Source organism: Micromonospora sp. NPDC049903 (genome assembly GCF_044460945.1).
In the GTDB taxonomy this organism is placed as follows: Bacteria; Actinomycetota; Actinomycetes; order Mycobacteriales; family Micromonosporaceae; genus Micromonospora.
In genome coordinates, this window is sequence record NZ_JBITKL010000023.1 from 35,697 (window position 1) to 52,242 (window position 16,546).

Annotated in this window: 13 protein-coding genes; 4 read left to right on the top strand and 9 right to left on the bottom strand. The window is 73.7% G+C overall.

Annotated features, from left to right (window positions below; genetic code table 11):
- Nucleotides 1–40: 40 nt before the first annotated feature.
- Genes ACIBO1_RS26135 through ACIBO1_RS26145 form a run of 3 tightly spaced genes read right to left on the bottom strand, consistent with a single transcriptional unit; the run spans nt 41 to nt 3,656 of the window.
- Nucleotides 41–1,123, bottom strand: coding sequence for an acyl-CoA dehydrogenase family protein (locus tag ACIBO1_RS26135; protein ID WP_396750977.1), 1,083 nt, complete (start codon nt 1,121–1,123; stop codon nt 41–43).
- A gap of 16 nt (nt 1,124–1,139) precedes the next feature.
- Nucleotides 1,140–2,276 carry an acyl-CoA dehydrogenase family protein gene (locus ACIBO1_RS26140; RefSeq protein ID WP_396750979.1) on the bottom strand — a complete coding sequence of 379 codons (1,137 nt, stop codon included), beginning with the start codon at nt 2,274–2,276 and terminating at the stop codon, nt 1,140–1,142.
- A gap of 3 nt (nt 2,277–2,279) precedes the next feature.
- The gene (locus tag ACIBO1_RS26145) at nt 2,280–3,656 is read right to left on the bottom strand and encodes an NtaA/DmoA family FMN-dependent monooxygenase (RefSeq protein WP_396750981.1); all 1,377 of its coding nucleotides are present in this window, start codon (nt 3,654–3,656) and stop codon (nt 2,280–2,282) included.
- 116 nt (nt 3,657–3,772) lie between these two features.
- Between ACIBO1_RS26145 and ACIBO1_RS26150 the strand changes: the two genes are divergently transcribed.
- Nucleotides 3,773–4,261 (top strand): VOC family protein, encoded by a 489-nt coding sequence (locus ACIBO1_RS26150; protein ID WP_396750983.1) that lies wholly within the window; start codon nt 3,773–3,775, stop codon nt 4,259–4,261.
- Nucleotides 4,262–4,303: 42 nt separating this feature from the next.
- The gene (locus tag ACIBO1_RS26155; RefSeq protein WP_396750985.1) at nt 4,304–5,731 is read left to right on the top strand and encodes an NAD(P)/FAD-dependent oxidoreductase; all 1,428 of its coding nucleotides are present in this window, start codon (nt 4,304–4,306) and stop codon (nt 5,729–5,731) included.
- Between the two features lie 94 nt (nt 5,732–5,825).
- On the opposite strand, the gene ACIBO1_RS26160 is transcribed toward ACIBO1_RS26155, so the two are convergent.
- Both ACIBO1_RS26160 and ACIBO1_RS26165 read right to left on the bottom strand, forming a co-directional pair.
- Complete coding sequence (locus ACIBO1_RS26160; protein ID WP_396750987.1) at nt 5,826–6,830, bottom strand: MBL fold metallo-hydrolase; 1,005 nt, start codon at nt 6,828–6,830, stop codon at nt 5,826–5,828.
- 61 nt (nt 6,831–6,891) lie between these two features.
- Nucleotides 6,892–7,719, bottom strand: a complete 828-nt coding sequence (locus ACIBO1_RS26165; protein ID WP_396750989.1) for an SAM-dependent methyltransferase — start codon at nt 7,717–7,719, stop codon at nt 6,892–6,894.
- A 162-nt stretch (nt 7,720–7,881) separates the two neighbouring features.
- Here ACIBO1_RS26165 and ACIBO1_RS26170 point away from each other — a divergent pair, with 162 nt between their 5' ends.
- Nucleotides 7,882–8,886 carry an acyl-CoA dehydrogenase family protein gene (locus ACIBO1_RS26170; protein WP_396750991.1) on the top strand — a complete coding sequence of 335 codons (1,005 nt, stop codon included), beginning with the start codon at nt 7,882–7,884 and terminating at the stop codon, nt 8,884–8,886.
- Nucleotides 8,887–8,941: 55 nt separating this feature from the next.
- Here ACIBO1_RS26170 and ACIBO1_RS26175 read toward each other — a convergent pair whose 3' ends face one another.
- The 4 genes from ACIBO1_RS26175 to ACIBO1_RS26190 are packed head-to-tail and all read right to left on the bottom strand — an operon-like array spanning nt 8,942 to nt 16,181.
- Complete coding sequence (locus ACIBO1_RS26175) at nt 8,942–12,898, bottom strand: amino acid adenylation domain-containing protein (RefSeq protein WP_396750993.1); 3,957 nt, start codon at nt 12,896–12,898, stop codon at nt 8,942–8,944.
- 27 nt (nt 12,899–12,925) lie between these two features.
- Nucleotides 12,926–13,156, bottom strand: coding sequence for an acyl carrier protein (locus ACIBO1_RS26180; protein ID WP_350694643.1), 231 nt, complete (start codon nt 13,154–13,156; stop codon nt 12,926–12,928).
- Between the two features lie 44 nt (nt 13,157–13,200).
- Nucleotides 13,201–14,589, bottom strand: a complete 1,389-nt coding sequence (locus tag ACIBO1_RS26185) for an NAD(P)/FAD-dependent oxidoreductase (protein WP_396750995.1) — start codon at nt 14,587–14,589, stop codon at nt 13,201–13,203.
- Nucleotides 14,586–16,181, bottom strand: a complete 1,596-nt coding sequence (locus ACIBO1_RS26190) for a (2,3-dihydroxybenzoyl)adenylate synthase (protein WP_396750997.1) — start codon at nt 16,179–16,181, stop codon at nt 14,586–14,588. Before ACIBO1_RS26190 ends, ACIBO1_RS26185 begins: the two co-directional genes overlap by 4 nt.
- Before the next feature lie 170 nt (nt 16,182–16,351).
- Between ACIBO1_RS26190 and ACIBO1_RS26195 the strand changes: the two genes are divergently transcribed.
- Nucleotides 16,352–16,546: a ferredoxin gene (locus ACIBO1_RS26195; RefSeq protein WP_350694639.1), complete on the top strand. Its 195-nt coding sequence runs from the start codon at nt 16,352–16,354 to the stop codon at nt 16,544–16,546.

Sequence of the window (16,546 nt, forward strand, 5' to 3'; positions counted from 1 at the left end):
TCCTTGTCAGTCTCGGTCGGTGCGCCGTCGGCCGGTGGGGTCACGCGGCCGGCCGTGCCGGTTGCGCCCGCCCGTTCAGCAGGTGACCGGCGAGGGTGGCGAGGTGGTGGTCGGTGGGGGTGTCGAAGCTGTCCAGCCAGAGCGCCCGGCGGTACCACCAGTGCAGCGGGTACTCCCAGGTCGCGCCGAGTCCGCCGGTGACCTGGAGGGCGTCCTCGCAGGCGCGGACGGCGGCCCGGCGGGCCGCGACGACGGCTTCGGCGTACGCCTGGGCGGTCTCGTCCGGTGCCGCGTCGTCCGGCCCGGCGCCGACCAGCCAGCAGGCCCGCAGGGCGAGCGAGGTGGCCAGTTCCAGTGCCACGTAGCCGTCGGCGAGCCGGTGCGCCACCGCCTGGTACGCCCCGATCGGTCGGCCGAACTGCACCCGGTCCAGGGCGTGTCGGCGGGCCAGGTCCAGGGCCCGGCGGGCGACGCCGACGGCCTCGCAGGCCAGCAACGTGCCGCCGTGCCGGCGCGCGTCGGCCAGCACCCGCTCGGCGTGCTCCGGTCCGATCAGCATCTCGGCCGGGGTGCCGACGAGGTCCAGCCGGGCGGCGCCGCGCAGCCGGTCCAGGGCGGGCTGCGGCGCGACGGTGAGCCCGTCGGCCGAGGAGTCCACCAGGAACAGGGCCGGTCCGGTGTCGGTGTCGGCGGCGACCACCAGCGCGGTGGCCCCCGCCGCCTCGGTGACCAGGCCACGTCGACCGGTCACCCGCCAGGTGCCGGAGCGCTGCTCGGCGCGGGCGCCCTGGCCGGTGTCCGGGTCGTCCTGCCAGGCCAGGGTGAGCGGGCCGGTCGGCAGCTCACGCCCGGCCGCCGCGAGGACCGGGTGGGTCAGGCCGACCGTGCTCCACCAGCCGGTGGCGGCCAGCGCGTACCCGGCCTCCTGGGCCAGCAGGCCCTTCTCCACCACGCCCAGCTCCGGGTCGCACCAGCCCTGCCGGCGCAGGTGCGGCCATCCGTCCGGGTCGGCGTCGCCGGCCTCGGCGAGCGCGGCCACCCGGTCGAGCGGGTACCGGTCGGCGAGCAGCCGGGCGGCGGCCGACGCCAGGTCACGCTGGTCGTCGGTGAGGGCGAAGTCCATGGTCATCCTCTCCGGGTCACCGGGTGCGGGGCAGACCGAGCACGCGCTCGGCGATGATGCCGCGCAGGATCTCGGAGGTGCCGCCCTCGATCGAGTTGGCGCGGCTGCGCAACCGCAGGTGCTGCCAGTGACCGGCGGCGTGACTGTCCGGGCCGTCGAGCATCGCCGCCGGGCCGAGCAGACGCAGCGCGAACGCGGCCAGCCGCTGGTTGGTGACCGACCAGTGCAGCTTGAGTACCGAGCTCTCCGGACCGGGCTTGCCGGTCCGCGCCAGCGTCGCCATCGTCCGGTGACCGGTCCAGCGCAGGGCCTGCAACTGCACGTGCAACTCGGCCACCTCGGCACGGACTGTCGGGTCGTCGGCCAGCCCGAGGTCGCGTACGGTCCGCAGCAGCCGGTCGAACTCGACGGTCAGCCGGGCGGTGAGCGTGATGCCGAAGGTGCCGCGTTCGTGGGCGAGGGTGGTCATCGCGATCCGCCAGCCCTCGCCGACCGGCCCCAACACGCAGTCGCGGGGCACCAGCACGTCGTCGAGCACGATCTGGTTGAAGTCGGCGTCGCCGGTGCTCTGCCGCAGCGGCAGCACCTGCACCCCGGGGCTGCGCATGTCGACAAGCAGGCAGGTCAGGCCGGTGTGCGCGGTGGAGTCGGGCTGGGTGCGGGCCAGCAGCAGACACCAGTCGGCCTGGTGCGCGTAGGACGACCAGACCTTCTCGCCGGTGACCCGCCAGCCGTCGGCGGTGGCCGTCGCCCGGGTCCGCACCGCGGCCAGGTCACTGCCCGCGTCCGGCTCGGAGAAACCCTGACAGAAGACGTACGCGCCGGACAGGATCGGCTCCAGGAAGCGTTCCTGCTGCTCGGGGCTGCCATGCGAGACGATGGTCGGTCCCACCATGCCCAGGCCGATCACGTTGCCGTGGTCGGGCGCCTCGGCCAGCGCGCTCTCCTCGGCGTAGATGCCCTGGTAGGTCGGGGCCAGTCCGCGTCCGCCGTAGGCGGCCGGCCAGGTCAGTCCGGTGTAGCCGGCCGCGTGCAACGCCTTGGTCCAGTCGCCGGGTGCGCCGCCGTCGCGGTGTCGGGGCACGTTCTCGGCCAGCCAGGCGCGCAGGTCACGGCGGAAGGCGGCCTCCTGCGGGGTGTCGCGCAGGTGCATCCCTCAGCCCTCCCGCGCGGTGACGGCGCGCGCCGGGTCGCGGTAGGTGCTCACCCCGGCGCCGAAGTACCGCTCGCGCAGTGTCGTCTCCGCCGGGTCGTACGCGGTCCGGAACAGGCCCCGCCGTTGCAGCTCCGGCACCAGCAGGTCGCAGATGTCGTCGATGCCGTCCGAGGGCGGGCTGGGGATCAGGTTGAACCCGTCCACGTCGGCGACGGTCAGCCACTGCTCCATCCGGTCGGCCACCTGCTCGGGCGTGCCGAACAACGTCACCGGGGCGTCCACCCGCGGCCGGCGGGGGCGGGAGACCAGGTACTTCACGTCCCCGACGGTCCAGGTGCGGTCCGGGCTGAGCTTGCGCAGGAAGCCGAGGAACGAGTGGCTGGCCTGGCTGCGGATCTCGTCCACCGGGGTCTCGTCGGGGAAGGCGGCGAGGTCGATGTCCATCCAGCCGCACCACTTGGCGAGCTGTCCCTCGCTGCTCCACAGCGTGTTGTACGCCTCGGCCTTGGCCTTCGCCTCGGCCCGGTCCCGCCCGATCATGACCATGCCGCCCTGCAACGCCTTGACCATGCCCGGGTCCCGGCCGTGCCGGGCCGCCGCCGCGCGTAGGGCGGCCACCGGCTCCGCGCCCGAGGCGGGATCGGCCAGGGTCAGGAACGCCACCTCGGCGTGCCGGGCGGCGAACTCGATGCCCCGAGGCGAGGAACCGGCCTGGTAGAGCACCGGGGTGCGCTGCGGTGACGGTTCGCACTGGTGCGGACCCCGGACGCTGAACCAGCGGCCCTCGTGGTCGATCTGGCGGACCCGGTCGGGGTCGGTGAAGATGTCGCGTTCGGCGTCGCGGACCACCGCGTCGGCGTCCCAGCTGTCCTCCCAGAGGGCCCGGGCGACCTGGACGTACTCGTCGGCCCGCTCGTAGCGCTCGTCGTGGTCGAGGTACTCCCCGAGGCCGTTGGCGGTGGCCGAGCGCAGGTAGGAGGTGACGATGTTCCAGCCGACCCGGCCACCGGTGAGGTGATCCAGTGAGGAGAAGAGCCGGGCGCACTCGTAGGGGGAGTGGTACGTGGTGGAGTAGGTGATCGCGAAGCCGAGGTGCCGGGTGGCCGCCGCCGCGGCCGACAGCAGCAGCGCCGGGTCGATCGAGGGGATCTGCACCGCGTGCCGCACCGCCGGTGCCCAGGAACCCCGGTAGACGTCGTAGACGCCGTGGATGTCGGCGAAGAACAAGGCGTCGATGCAGGCCGCCTCCAGTTGCCGGGCGCGGGAGATCCAGTACTCCAGCGACCGGTATCCGGTGGCCGTACGGTCGCCGGGGAGCCGCCACATGCCCTTGAACTGCGGTGACGGCGAGCACTGGGTGAACACGTTCAGATGCATGCCCGGTTCCTCACATCCGTTCCGGCCCGGTACGGGCAGCGCGCTGCCAGGTGACGACACGCTACCGGTTGTCGACGACAACACGCCACACCCAAGATACAAGTGAAGCATCTATGATGCGTCATGTGCCTAAACTCAACGGCAGGAACCACGTCAACCTGACCGTCCGCGACCTGGATCGCAGCACCGAGTGGTACTGCCGGGTCATGGACTTCACACCGGTACGCGACGCGACGCCGGCCGAGTCCGGGTTCACCTTCCGCACGTTGGTGCACCGGGGCTCGCTCTCCTCGATCGTGCTCGGTCAGGCCGTCGAGCCCGATCCGGCCCCCTTCGACGAACGCCGGGTGGGCCTGCACCACCTGGGCTACCACGTGCCCGAACTGGCCGACCTGGACCAGTGGGCCGCGCACCTGGACGCCGTCGGCGCCGAGCACTCCGGTGTCCGCGAGCTGTTCCTGGAGGCCGGTTACGGCATCTGGCTGCGCGACCCGGACAACATCTGGCTGGAGTTCTACTGGCTCAACGCCGACTACTTCATGAACCGGCTGCGCCAGCAGCACCGGGCCGAGCGGGCGGCGCGGCTGGCCGCCGACCGGCAGTGATTGTCGGGTCTTGCCGAACACAACACACACTATGGATAGTGGGTGCGGACCGACGACTTGGAGAGCGACGTGGAAGAGACCCGGAACAGCGTCTACTGGCACGACACCGAGCCGGTCGAGGTCGGCGAGCCCCTCGACGGTGACGCGAGCTGCGACATCTGCATCGTCGGCGCCGGCTACACCGGCCTGTGGGCGGCGCACTTCCTCGCCGAGGCCGAGCCCTCGGCCGACATCAAGGTGCTGGAGGCGCAGGCGGTGGGCGGCGGCGCGTCCAGCGCCAACGGCGGGTTCGTCGGGCTGACCGCGGGTAAGGTGCTGCGCCGTTTGCTCTGGTACTACGGTCGGGAGAAGGCCGCCGGTGTCTACCGCAGCGGCGCCCGGTCGATCATCGACATCGGGCGGTTCTGCCGCCAGTACGGCATCGACGCCGACTTCGCCATGAACGGCGTGCTCCAGGTGGTCACCGACCGCAAGCAACTGGCCCGGCTCGAACTCCAGGTCAAGCGCAGCGAGCGTACCGGCCTGCGCGGGTCGTTCAAGCTGCTGGACCGCGACGAGGCGCAGCAGCGCATCGGCTCCCCGCAGGTGCTCGGCGCGCTGCGCACCACCGGCGCACTGGTCAACCCGCACCGGCTGGTGCAGGGCCTGGCCCGCGTCGTGCGCGAGCAGGGCGTGGACATCCACGAGCGGACCCCGGTCACCGAGGTCCGCAAGGTCGGCGGACGGTACCGGGTGACCACCCCCACCGGCACGATCACCGCCAACGAGGTCGTCCTGGCGACCAACGCCTGGCAGCACAGCTTCGCCCAGACCCACACCAAGGTCATGCCGGTGTGGAACTACCTGATGGTGACCGAACCGCTGACCGACGCGCAGCTCTCCCGGGTCGCCTGGCCCGGCCGGGAGGGGGTCAGCAACTCGCTCTCCTTCGCCCATGCCGCGCGCCTGACCGCCGACAACCGGGTGGTCTGGTCCGGCGGCCGGTGGTACTACTACGACCAGCGGGACACCGACCGCTCGCACCTGCGCAACGACGCTGCCCACGCCGCCCTGCGGGAGTCCTTCGCCCGCTTCTTCCCGGCCTGGCGGGACGTCCGGTTCAGCCACGCCTTCGGCGGCCCGATCGGCTGGAGCCGCACCTTCATCCCGCAGTTCGGCCGCACCGACGACGGCCTGGTGTACGGGCACGGCTACACCGGCAACGGGATCGCGCCCAGCCACACCGGCGGCAAGATCCTGCGGGACCTGGTGCTGCGCCGCGACACCGAGTACACCGACCTGGCGTACGTGACCGTCAACCAGCCGAAGTTCGCCAAGGGCGCGATGGGCGACAAGGGCGCGCACCTGTTCATCTGGCGGCAGGAGACCGGAGACCGGCTGCCGCTGATGCTGCCGCACCCGGCCGCGCTGGCGCCCCGGTCGTTCTTCGCCGGACGTGCCGCACGCCGGGCTGCCGGCGCCAGCCGCTGATCCCTCGCACCGCACCCCGCAGCGGTCCGGCCCGACGACCGGGAACCACAGCGAACAGGAGGCCCGGCCGGTCACCACCGGCCGGGCCGCCTGCTCAGCTCCGGTCGGTGGTGCCGAACAGCCGGCTCTGTCCGACCGCGAGGTCCCAGAGGGTGTCCGCTGGTCGGCCTGACTCGGCCCACGCCTTGCGCGCCAGCTCCACCGGGGCCAGCACCGGCTCGGCGGAGAGCGCGAAGGTGCCCCAGTGGATGGTGAGCATCCGTTCCGCGCCCAGGTCGCCGCAGGCGCGGACCGCCTCGGCCGGGTCCATGTGCAGCGGCTTCATGAACCAGCGCGGTCGGAACGCGCCGACCGGCAGCAACGCCACGTCGATGCCGGGGAAGCGGGCGCCGATCTCGGCGAAGGCCGGCCCGTACGCCGAGTCACCGGCGAAGAAGACCCGGTGGGTCGGTGCCTCCTCGCTGGTCATCAGCCAGCCGCCCCAGAGGCTCTGGCAGGTGTCGAACAGGCCCCGCCGGCTCCAGTGGTGCGCCGGGGTGAAGTCGAACCGTACGCCGCCGACGACGGTCGACTCCCACCAGTCCAGCTCGACCACCCGGCGGAAACCCCGTGTCTGGAACCACCAGGCCAGCCCGGCCGGCACCAGCACCGGAGTGTCCCGGGGCAGCCGGCGCACGGTGGGCTCGTCGAGGTGGTCGAAGTGGTTGTGGCTGATCACCACCGCGTCGATCGGCGGCAGCGACTCCCAGCGCACCCCGGGCGGGGTGTACCGACGCGGCGTACCCGGGATCTTGTCGGCGAAGACCGGATCGGTCAGCACCGCCCGGCCGCCGATCTGCACCAGGCAGGTGGCGTGCCCGATCCAGGTCACCGCGGTCTGTCCGGCACCGACCCGGGGCACCGCCTCGTCCACCACCGGCACCCGGCCACCGGTCGCGCCGACCGGGTGGGTGCCGCGCTCGCGCATCAGCCGCAGCACCGCCGCCGGGCCGGGCACCGGGTGTGTGAGACGGTCGGTGAAACCACCGGGCCAGGTACGCCCCCGGGGCGCCCCGGTGAGCCGGGCGAGAGCGCGGTGCACGGCACGTGGTCGGTACACGGGTTCCTCCTCGGGTAATGGGGTCGGCACCGGCCGCCGGGCGGTGGCCTGCGCATCGGCGTCACCCCCGCCGGTGCGCGGTGAGCAGCAGGTAGCCCAGGCAGGACTCGGCGACCGCCTGGAGGTCCAGGACCGCGTCGCCGAGCTGGCGCAACACCCGGGGCCCGTACGTGCCGGCGAGGCGCTCGCGCTCGCGCGCCACCGCCTCGCGGGTGGCCTCGTGCGAGCGGCGGACGTGAGCCCCGGCGTCGACGACGTCGACCACCTCGAAGCCGGCCGCGCGGACCAGCTCGACGTAGTCCGGTGCGGTCGGCGGCGTCGACATCGGCATCCCCGACCAGATCCGTGCCTGCGCGTCGTCCATCGGCCGGACCAGGGTGAGTTCGGCGAGGACGAGCCGCCCGCCGGGGCGCAGCACCCGGTGCACCTGGCTCAACGCGGCGGCCTTGCCCGGCACGTGCACCAGCACCTCCAGCGCCAGCGCCGCGTCGAAGCACCGGTCCGGGTACGGCAGGGCGGTGGCGTCGGCCCGGGTGAAGCGGACCCGGTCGGCCAGGCCCTCCTTCTCCGCGAGTTCCCCGGCGCGCTCGACCTGACGGCCGGAGAGCGAGACCCCGCTGACCTCGGCGCCGGTCACCCGGGCCACGTGGCGGCTCGGGCCGCCCGTGCCGCAGCCGACGTCCAGGACGTGGTCGCCGGGCCCGACCGCCAGCCGACCGGCGAGTTCGTCGTTGAGCCGTGCCTGGGCCTGCGCGACGCCTGCCGGGTCGTGCTCGTCGGACCAGTAGCCGTAGTGCAGGTTGTCGCCGTAGACGGCGTCGAGGAACGGGCCCATCAGGTCATAGAACAGACCGACCCGTTCGGCCCGTGTTTCTGGATCTTCGGTCACCTGCGACCTCCCCCGTGGATTGACGTTTCTCAGCATAGTGTCCGTCGTTTGCGGCAAACACAACACTGTCTTTATGTAGCTTCTAGGCCGCCGGTGGTGTCTTCGTTAGGCTGTGCGCAGAACCCACACCGACTGACGACGGAACGGACGGTGGACCGACCGATGAGCAACTCTGCCAAGGTGCTGGACCGCGCGGAGCGCATCGCCGAGGAGGTGCTGTTCCCGGCGGCGGAGAAGGTCGACGCCGCCGACACGGTCCCGGGCACCCACCTCGACCTGCTCGCCGCCGAGGGCTTCTACGGCCTGGCCGGCCCGCCGCAGTTCAGCGAGATGGCCGCCGAGGAGACCGCCACCGCGGCCCGCGCGTTGGAGATCATTGCCAGCGGATGCCTCACCACGGCGTTCGTCTGGGCGCAACACCACAGCGCGGTGATGGCGGCGACGCACAGCCAACGGCCGGGCATCTCCGAGAGGTGGCTGGAGCCACTGTGCCGGGGCGAGCGACGCGCCGGGCTGGCCATCCTCTCCGCCACCCGGCCCGGCCCCCCGGCGGTACGCGCCGAAGCGGTCGACGGCGGCTGGCTGCTGCACGGCACCGCGTCCTGGGTGACCGGGTGGGGTCTGGTCGACACCCTGTTCACCGCCGCCCGGGACGCCTCGGACACGCTGGTCTGGTCGCTGCTGGACGCCACCGAGAGCGACACGCTCAGCGTCACGCCGGTCGACATGGTGGCGGTGTCGGCGAGCCGCACCGTGCAGGTCACCTTCACCGGCCACTTCGTGCCGGAGCACCGGGTCACCGGCGTCGTCCCGCACGAGGTCTATCTGCAACGCGACCCGGCGACCCTGCGGTTCAACGGGTCCCTGCCGCTGGGCGTGGCGACCCGCTGCGCCCGCCTGATCGGGCCGAGTCCGCTGGACGCGGCGATCGACGAGTGCCGGGCCACCCTCGACGCCGCCGGCCCGGAGGAGCTGCCCTCGGCCCGGGGCGCGGCCGCCGCCCTGGCCCTGCGCGCCGCCGGACTGCTGGCCACCACCACCGGCAGCGCGGCCGTGCTGCGGCACCGCCCGGCCGAGCGGCTGATGCGGGAGGCGCTGTTCCTGCTGGTCTTCGGCACCCGCCCGGGCATCCGCGCCGACCTGCTCGACCGGCTGCACCGAAGCTGAACCATCCGTCGACCACGCGCCCGGGGTACGGATCCGTACCCCGGGCGTCTCTCGGTCAGGACGTGGTGAGGACGTCGGTCACCACGGCGGCGGTCGGGGTCACCGCGTCCGGGTCGGTCACCGCGAAGTGGTCGCCGGGCACCTGCCGCCGGGTCGTCACGGCCCCCTCGGGCAGCCGCTCGCCCAGCGGCACCAGGTAGCCGCCGGCCGCGCCGCCCAGCGCGGTCCGGGCCTCCAGCAGGTGCACGGTGAGGCCGGGCGCCGCCGGGACCGGGTAGCGCACCAGCGCCCGGGTGTGCGCGGCGAAGACCTCGAACAGCCGCTCGGCCGAGTCCAGGCCCAGCGACGCCAGCGCCGGACGGGCGGCGGCCACCTGCGGCCACGCCGCCCGCAACGCCTCCACTCCGGAGGCGTCCGGGCCCACCGCGGCGTCGTCGGACACCTCGCCCCGGGTCACGTCGGTCAGGAACGCCCGGACCAGTTCGGCGGCGCTCGGCTCGGCGGGCGCACCGGGCGGACCGACCCAGGGGTCGATCAGCACCGCCGTGCAGGTGCGGCCCGCCTCGGTCAACTGCCGACCCACCTCGTACGCCAGCACCGCGCCGAGCGACCAGCCGACCAGGCGTACCGGGGTGTCCGCCGGCAGCGCGGCGGTCAGCTCCCCCCGGTAGGCGCGGGCCAGCTCGGTCAGGGTCGGCGGCACGGTGGCCGTACCGTCCAGCGCGGGCGACGCGACCCCCAGGACCGGCCAGCCCTCCGGCAGCCGCGCGACCAGCTCGCGGTAGCAGAGCAGGTCGCCGCCGACCGGGTGGATCAGCACGACCGGCGTGCCGTCGCCAGGGGCCAGCGACTGCACCGGCGAGGACCGGGCGGCGCCGTCCCGTTCGTCGAGCAGGCGGGCCAGCTCGGCGACGGTGCGGTGCTGGTAGAGGGCAGCCAGCGGGAGCCGACTGCCGAACTCCCGCTCGACCCGGTTCATCAGTTGCGCGGCCTGCAACGAGCTGCCGCCGAGGGCGAAGAACGGGTCGTCGACGCCGACCGAGGGCAGGCCGAGCAGGTCCGACCAGAGCGTGGCCAGCCGCCGCTGGGTGGCGGTGTGCGGAGCGCGGAACCGCCCGCCGCTCGGTGCCAGCCCGGCCGCGTCCGCGACCAGGGCGGCCCGGTCCACCTTCCCGTTGCCGGTCAGCGGCAACGCCTCCCGCACCTCGATCACCGGCGGCACCAGGTACGCGGGCAGCGTCGCGCCGAGCGCCGCGCGGACCTCGTCGGCGAGGTCCGGCTTCGCCGCCTCGGCGGCCACGAAGGCGACCAGCGACGCACCCCGCTCGCCCCGGCGGGCGACCACCACGGCGTCGGTCACCCCCGGCTGCGCCACCAGCGCCGCCTCGATCTCGCCCAGCTCCACCCGGAAGCCGTTGATCTTCACCTGCGGGTCGTCGCGGCCGAGGAACTCGATCACTCCGTCCGGGCGGTACCGGCCCAGGTCGCCGGTGCGGTAGAGCCGCTCACCGGTGACCGGGTGGGTGACGAACGCGGCGGCGGTCAGCTCCGGCGCGTGCAGGTAGCCGTCGGCCAGCCCGCGTCCGGCGATGTACAGGTCCCCGGGCACCCAGTCGGGCCGGTGGGCGAGCCGGGAGTCCAGGACGTGGAAGCGCTGGTTCCGCAGCGGCCAGCCGTACGGGACGCTGGTCCACTCCGGGGGCACCCGGGCGGGGACGTCGAACCAGTTCGACCAGATCGACGCCTCGGTGGCCCCGCCGAGCGCCACGCACCGGGCCCTCGGGGCGATCTCGGCCAGCTCGCGGCCGAGCGACAACGGCACCCAGTCGCCGCTGACCATCGCCGTCCGCAGCGCCTCCGGGCGCTCCCGGTCCGCCGCGGCCCGGACGTAGTCGACGAACATCGCCAGGTAGGCCGGCACCGAGTTCCACACCGTCACGCCCGCCCGGACGGCCAACTCGTGCAGGTGCACCACCTCGCGGGCCTGGCCCGGATCGGGAACGACCACGACGCCGCCGACGGCCAGCAGGCCGAAGACGTCGTACACGGACAGGTCGAAGGTGAACTCCGAGACGGCCAGCACCCGGTCGGCGGCCCCGACACCGAAGCGGGTGTTCACGTCCACGATGGTGTTCGCCGCGCTCTGGTGACGGATCATCACGCCCTTCGGCGTACCGGTGGTGCCGGAGGTGAAGATCACGTATGCCAGCGCCTCCGGGTCGTCGGCGACCTCGGCGTCGGGCAGGTCGCCCGGCGGCAGGTCGGCCAACCGCCAGCGGACCGCGTCGGCCGGCGCACCGTCGAGATCGTCGTCGGTCTCGCCGAGCACCGCACGGACACCCGCTCCGGCGAGGATCTGCGCGCGGCGCGGCAGCGGCCAGGCCGGTGCCACCGGCACGTAGGCCGCGCCGGTCATCAGCACCCCGAGCAGCGCGGCGATCTGGTCCACGCCCCGGTCGGCGACGACCGCGACCAGGTCACCCGGACCGCGTCCGGCGGCCCGCAGCGCGGCGGCCACCACACCCGCCCGCGCCCGCAGCTCCCGGTACGTCACGGTGCCGGCGGAGGTGACCACCGCGTCGGCGTCCGGCGTGCGGCGGGCCTGGGCCAGGAAGCCGCCGTGCAGGGTCTGCGCGGCCACCTCGGCGGCGGTGTCGTTGACCTGCGCCCGGACCGCGAGCTGCCCCGCCGGGGTGAGCCGGTCACCCCGCGCCGTCGACCAGGCCGCGTCGTCGCCGGCCAGGTCGACCAGCAGGGCCCGGTACGCGGCGAACATTTCGTCGACCATGCCGGGCGGGTAGAGCCCGTCGGCGGTGTCCCAACTGAACACCATCTCGCCGTTACGCATGAACACCTGGTGGTCGAAGGCGACCTGCGGGGTACGGACCAGCGACTCGCGGCGCTGCCAACCGAGCAGCTCCAGGAAGACGGGGTCGGTGTCGGAGCCGAGCCCGAGCATGCTGGTGAACACCACCGGCATCCGGGCACCGGAGACCGTCCCGGAGCGGCGGTTCAACTCCCGGATCACCGACACCCCACTGAACGCGCCGTGCGCCATGTCGCGCAGCATCCGGCCCCGCAACGCGGCGGCGTCGGCGGCGAAGTCGCTCTCCTGACCGGCCGGTGAGCACTCCAGCAGCAGGGTGCTGGCGAAGCTGCCGATCAACTGGGACACGTCCGGGTGCAGGTTGAGCCGCTCGCCGTACATGATGTTGACGGTGAACCGGTCCTGGCGGCTCCAGTGCCGCAGCACCCGGGCGAACGCGGCGGCCACCGCCATCGTCGGGGTGAGCCGACGGCGGCGCAGCGCGGCGGAGAACGCGTCGGTCACCGCGACCGGCAGCGTGAAGACGCGCCGGATGAGCGGGCCGTCGTGCCGTCCACCCCGGCGCAGCGGCAGCTCCGGCGCGCCGGGCAGGTCGTCGAGCCGGTCGGTCCAGTACCGGCGGGCCGCCGCGTACTCCGGGCCGTCCCGGCGTTGGTCCAGCTCCCGGCGGTACCGCTCGTAGGTGAAGTCCAGCGGCGCGAGGTCCCCACCGGCGAGCAGGGTGCGCAGCTCCTGGGCGAAGACCTCGCCGGACTGGCCGTCGAAGACGATCAGGCGCCCGGCCATCTGGACCAGGTACTCCCCGTCGTCGCACCAGACGAGCATCCGGAAGGCCGCCGGTCCGGTCAGCGGCGGTCCGTCGCCGGAGAGTTCCCGGCGGCCGGCGGCCAGCAGTTCGGCGCGGCGGTGGGCGGGTTCACCGCGCAGCGACCGGACCGACAGCGGGGACGGCGGGTCGTCCAGGATCCGCACCTGGCCGTCCTCGCCGACCGCGCAGCGCAGCATGGGATGCCGGCGGACCAGGGCCTGCACGGCCGTGGCGAACGCGTCGGTGTCGAAGGGAGGCGCGGCGTACTCCTCGTAGAACAGCGCGGGGCCGCCGAGCTGGAAGTCACCCAGCTCGCCGATCAGGTACGCCTGCTGGAGGTCGCTGAGTCCGAACCCGGTTGCCGTGAGCTGGTCCATCGTGCTCCTCGCTGGGGTGGCCGGCGGTCAGCCGACCGTGAGCTGTTCCCGTACGGCCGCGAGCAGTTCCGCGGGCGTCGGGCGGTCGAAGACCTCGAACAGGGGCAGCGAGACACCGAACTCCTCGGCCACGTGGTGCACGAGGGCGGCGGCGGCCATCGAGTCGCCGTCGAGATCGGTGAAGAAGTCGGCGTCGTCGGTGACCGACTGCTGGAAGATGAACTCCCAGACCTTGCGCATTCTCTGCAGGTCGTCCATGCCAGGCTCCTCGTCGCTGGTCGGGGGCACAGCCGGTCGGGGGCTCACACGATGGCGCGCAGCGCGAGCCGGGCCAGGGGCGCCGTCCGGTCGATACGGTGCTCGTAGTGGTCGGCGCCGGTGGCGACCGCGCTCACGCCCCGCACGCCGATGAACCGCAACGGTTCCGGCTCCCACCGGCGGGACGCGTTGTCCACCCAGCAGAGTCGGGTCTCCGGGCGGCTGACCCCGGCCACCAGCGCGGCCAGCGACCGGGCGGCCAGGTTGCTCAGCGCGATGCCCTCGCCGCCGTAGCCGCCCGCGTGCCCGAGCCCGGTGTCCCGGTCGTAGACCACCTCGGGCTCGGTGTGCCGGTGCAGCCCGTACACCCCGCTCCACCGGTGCGACACCGGCACGTCGGCGAGGTCGGGCAGCAGCTCGGCCAGGGTGCGGCGCAGCCGGTCGTGCGCCCGACGGTCGGCGGTGCGGCCCCGGTCGGTGGCCGAGCCGAACCGGTAGTAGGCGCCCCGCCCGCCGAGCACCAGCCGGTCGTCGAGGGTGCGTTGCAGGTAGCCGAACTGGTAGCGCCCGTCGGCGACGGTCCGGTGGTCGGTCAGGCCCAGCCGCTGCCAGGTCGCGTCGTCCAGCGGCTCGGTGGCCAACACGTACGAGTGCAGCGGCAGCACCCGCCGGGCGTGTCCGGGCAGCCGACCGGTGTAGCCCTCGGTGGCGCAGAGCACCGACCGGGCGCGCACCGTGCCGGAGTCGGTGACCAGCAGACCCGGGGCGATCCGCAGGGCCCGGGTCCGCTCGGCGACGCGGACCCCGCGACGTTCGACGGCGGCGAGCAGGCCGCGCGCGATGCGGGCCGGCTGCACGGCGGCGCAGTGCGGCGTGTACGCGGTGGCGCGTACCCCGGTCAGACCGATCTGCGCGGCGGCCGACGGCCCCACGGTGAGCGTGAGGCCGGTGATGCCGAGCTTGTCCCGCACCTCCTGCCAGCCGCGCAGCCGGTCGACCTGCGGCGCGCTGCGGGCGACGTAGAGCGAACCGTCGTGCCGCCAGTGCGCGTCGATGTCCTCCGCGGCGAACACCTTGCGCAGCTCGTCGAGGGTGCGTTGGCCGGCCCGGTACAGCCGCATCGCGGCCATCGGTCCGTGCCGGCGGATCAGACCGGGCAGCAGCGCCGGCATCTCGGCGGTGCACCAGCCCCCGTTGCGTCCGGAGGCCCCGAACCCGGCCCGCCCCGCGTCGACGACCACGATGGACAGCTCGGGACGGTGCACGCTGAGGTAGTACGCGGTCCACAGGCCGGTGTACCCGGCGCCGACGATGGCCACGTCGGCGGTGGTGTCGCCGTCCAGCGGCGGGCGGGGGGCGAGCTGGTCGGCGGGCAGCCCGTCGAGCCAGAGCACCCGGTCGGCGGTGCCGGTGACCGACGGTGGGCGGGTCACGCCGCCGCCACCTCACGGGCCAGCGCCCGCCGGTCGATCTTCCCGACCGGCGTGTACGGCAGCGCGGGCGCGATGTGCAGCCGGTCGGGCAGCTTGAAGTCAGCGAGCCCGCGTTCGCGTAGGAAGTCGTGCAGATCCCCGAGGCCGGGCGGGGTGTCCCGGGCGACGATCACCGCGCAGGTCTTCTCGCCGAGGCGCGCGTCCGGCACCGGCACCACGGCGGCGGTCCGCACCGCCGGATGCGCGATCAGGTGGGCCTCGACCTCGTCGACGGAGATCTTCTCGCCACCCCGGTTCACCACGTCCTTGATCCGACCGGTCACCACCAGCCGTCCGGCGGCGTCGCGGCGGACCAGGTCACCGGTGCGCAGGAACCCGTCGGCGGTGAAGACCGTGCGGTTGTGCTCGGGCACCGCGTAGTAGCCGCGCAGCGTGCACGGACCCCGGGCGAGCAGTTCGCCGACCTCGCCGTCGGGCACGTCGCGGTCGGCGTCGTCCACCACGCGCAGCTCGTCGGCGGGGCTCAGCGGGGTGCCCTGGCTGGTGGCGGCGGCCTCGTCGCCCTCGTCCGGGCGGGTGAAGCAGAGCACCCCCTCGGCCATCCCGAACCAGTGGGTCAGCGTGGCGCCGGTGGCCGGGCGCACCCGGCGGGCCACCTCCGGGCTGAGCGTGGCACCACCCACCTCGATGACCAGCTTCGACAGGTCGGCCCCGAAGATGCCGGCGGTCTCGGTCCACACCGGCAGCAGCGCCGGCATCAGCGTGGTCAGCGTGACCTGCTCGGCCGCGACCAGCGGGAACACCTCGTCCGGGGCGGGGCTCGCGGCGAGGACGGCCCGACCGCCGGCCCGCAGCGCCCCCAGCACCCCGGGGCAGCCGAGCGCGGCGTTGTGCGCCACCGGCAGCGCGGCCAGGTACGCGCCGTTCTCGTCGAAGTCCATCGCCTCGGCGGTGGCGCGCAGTTGGAACGCGTAGTCGTCGTGGGTGCGCGGGATCAGCTTGGGCAGCCCGGTGGTGCCGCCGGAGAGCAGGAAGAACGCCACCTCCGACGGGTCGGGGGCGGGCAGGTCCACCGGCTCGGCGTCGACGTCGCGCAGCGCGGTCAACTCCTGCGGCTCGCCGGCCACCAGCACGTGCCGGACCGAGGGCACCGCCCGGCGTACCGCCCGGGCCAGGTCCCGGTGGTCGGTGCCGGCCACCACGTCGGGCACCACCAGCGCCACCGCGTCGGCGTACTCGGCGAGATAGACCAGCTCGGCCCGGCGGTGGGCGGGCAGCGCCAGCACCGGCAGCGCGCCGAGTCGGAAAAGCGCCACACACGTCACTACGAAGTCGGGGGTGTTCGGCAGTTGCACGACCACCCGGTCACCCGCCCCGACGCCGAGCGCGACCAGGCCGGCGGCCAGCCGATCGGCGCGGGTGTCCAGCTCGCGGTACGTGTGCCGGCCGTGCCGGGTCACCACCGCGATCCGGTCCGGGTCCCGTGCGGCCCAGGGGCGTAGCAGGTCACCCAGCACTTCGCCGCGCCAGATACCGTCGCGGCGGTAGCGCTGCGCGAACTCGTCGGGCCAGGGGACGCATCCGGTCAGCATGCTCGGCCTCCAGGACGTGCCATCGGGGAAGCTACCCGCCGGAGCGGACCGCCCGACGCTATGCGACGTTTCTTCTCTCGCGCAAGTGTCTGTTGTTTCTGGTCGGCGAATCCTACATGCGTCATCTATCGTGGGCGTGCCCCGGCCAACCCGAAGCGTGGGAGAAGACGATGTGGATAGTCGTGGACTACGACCGCTGTGACAGCCACGGGGTCTGCGCCGACAGCGCCCCGGAGGTGTTCGAGATCCGGGACGACGACCTGATGTACGTGCTGGTCGAGCAGCCGTCGGCGGAGCAGTTGCCGCAGGTCGAGACCGCGGTACGCGGCTGCCCGAAGCTCGCCCTGTCGTTGCGGGGGGAGTGA

Excerpts from the sequence above, each read along its gene's own strand:
- ACIBO1_RS26175 (WP_396750993.1), bottom strand. The coding sequence starts at position 12,898 with ATGGACCAGCTCACGGCAACCGGGTTCGGACTCAGCGACCTCCAGCAG.
- ACIBO1_RS26135 (WP_396750977.1), bottom strand. The coding sequence starts at position 1,123 with ATGGACTTCGCCCTCACCGACGACCAGCGTGACCTGGCGTCGGCCGCC.
- ACIBO1_RS26195 (WP_350694639.1), top strand. The coding sequence starts at position 16,352 with ATGTGGATAGTCGTGGACTACGACCGCTGTGACAGCCACGGGGTCTGC.
- ACIBO1_RS26145 (WP_396750981.1), bottom strand. The coding sequence starts at position 3,656 with ATGCATCTGAACGTGTTCACCCAGTGCTCGCCGTCACCGCAGTTCAAG.
- ACIBO1_RS26180 (WP_350694643.1), bottom strand. The coding sequence starts at position 13,156 with ATGGACGACCTGCAGAGAATGCGCAAGGTCTGGGAGTTCATCTTCCAG.
- ACIBO1_RS26140 (WP_396750979.1), bottom strand. The coding sequence starts at position 2,276 with ATGCACCTGCGCGACACCCCGCAGGAGGCCGCCTTCCGCCGTGACCTG.
- ACIBO1_RS26170 (WP_396750991.1), top strand. The coding sequence starts at position 7,882 with ATGAGCAACTCTGCCAAGGTGCTGGACCGCGCGGAGCGCATCGCCGAG.
- ACIBO1_RS26150 (WP_396750983.1), top strand. The coding sequence starts at position 3,773 with ATGCGTCATGTGCCTAAACTCAACGGCAGGAACCACGTCAACCTGACC.
- ACIBO1_RS26190 (WP_396750997.1), bottom strand. The coding sequence starts at position 16,181 with ATGCTGACCGGATGCGTCCCCTGGCCCGACGAGTTCGCGCAGCGCTAC.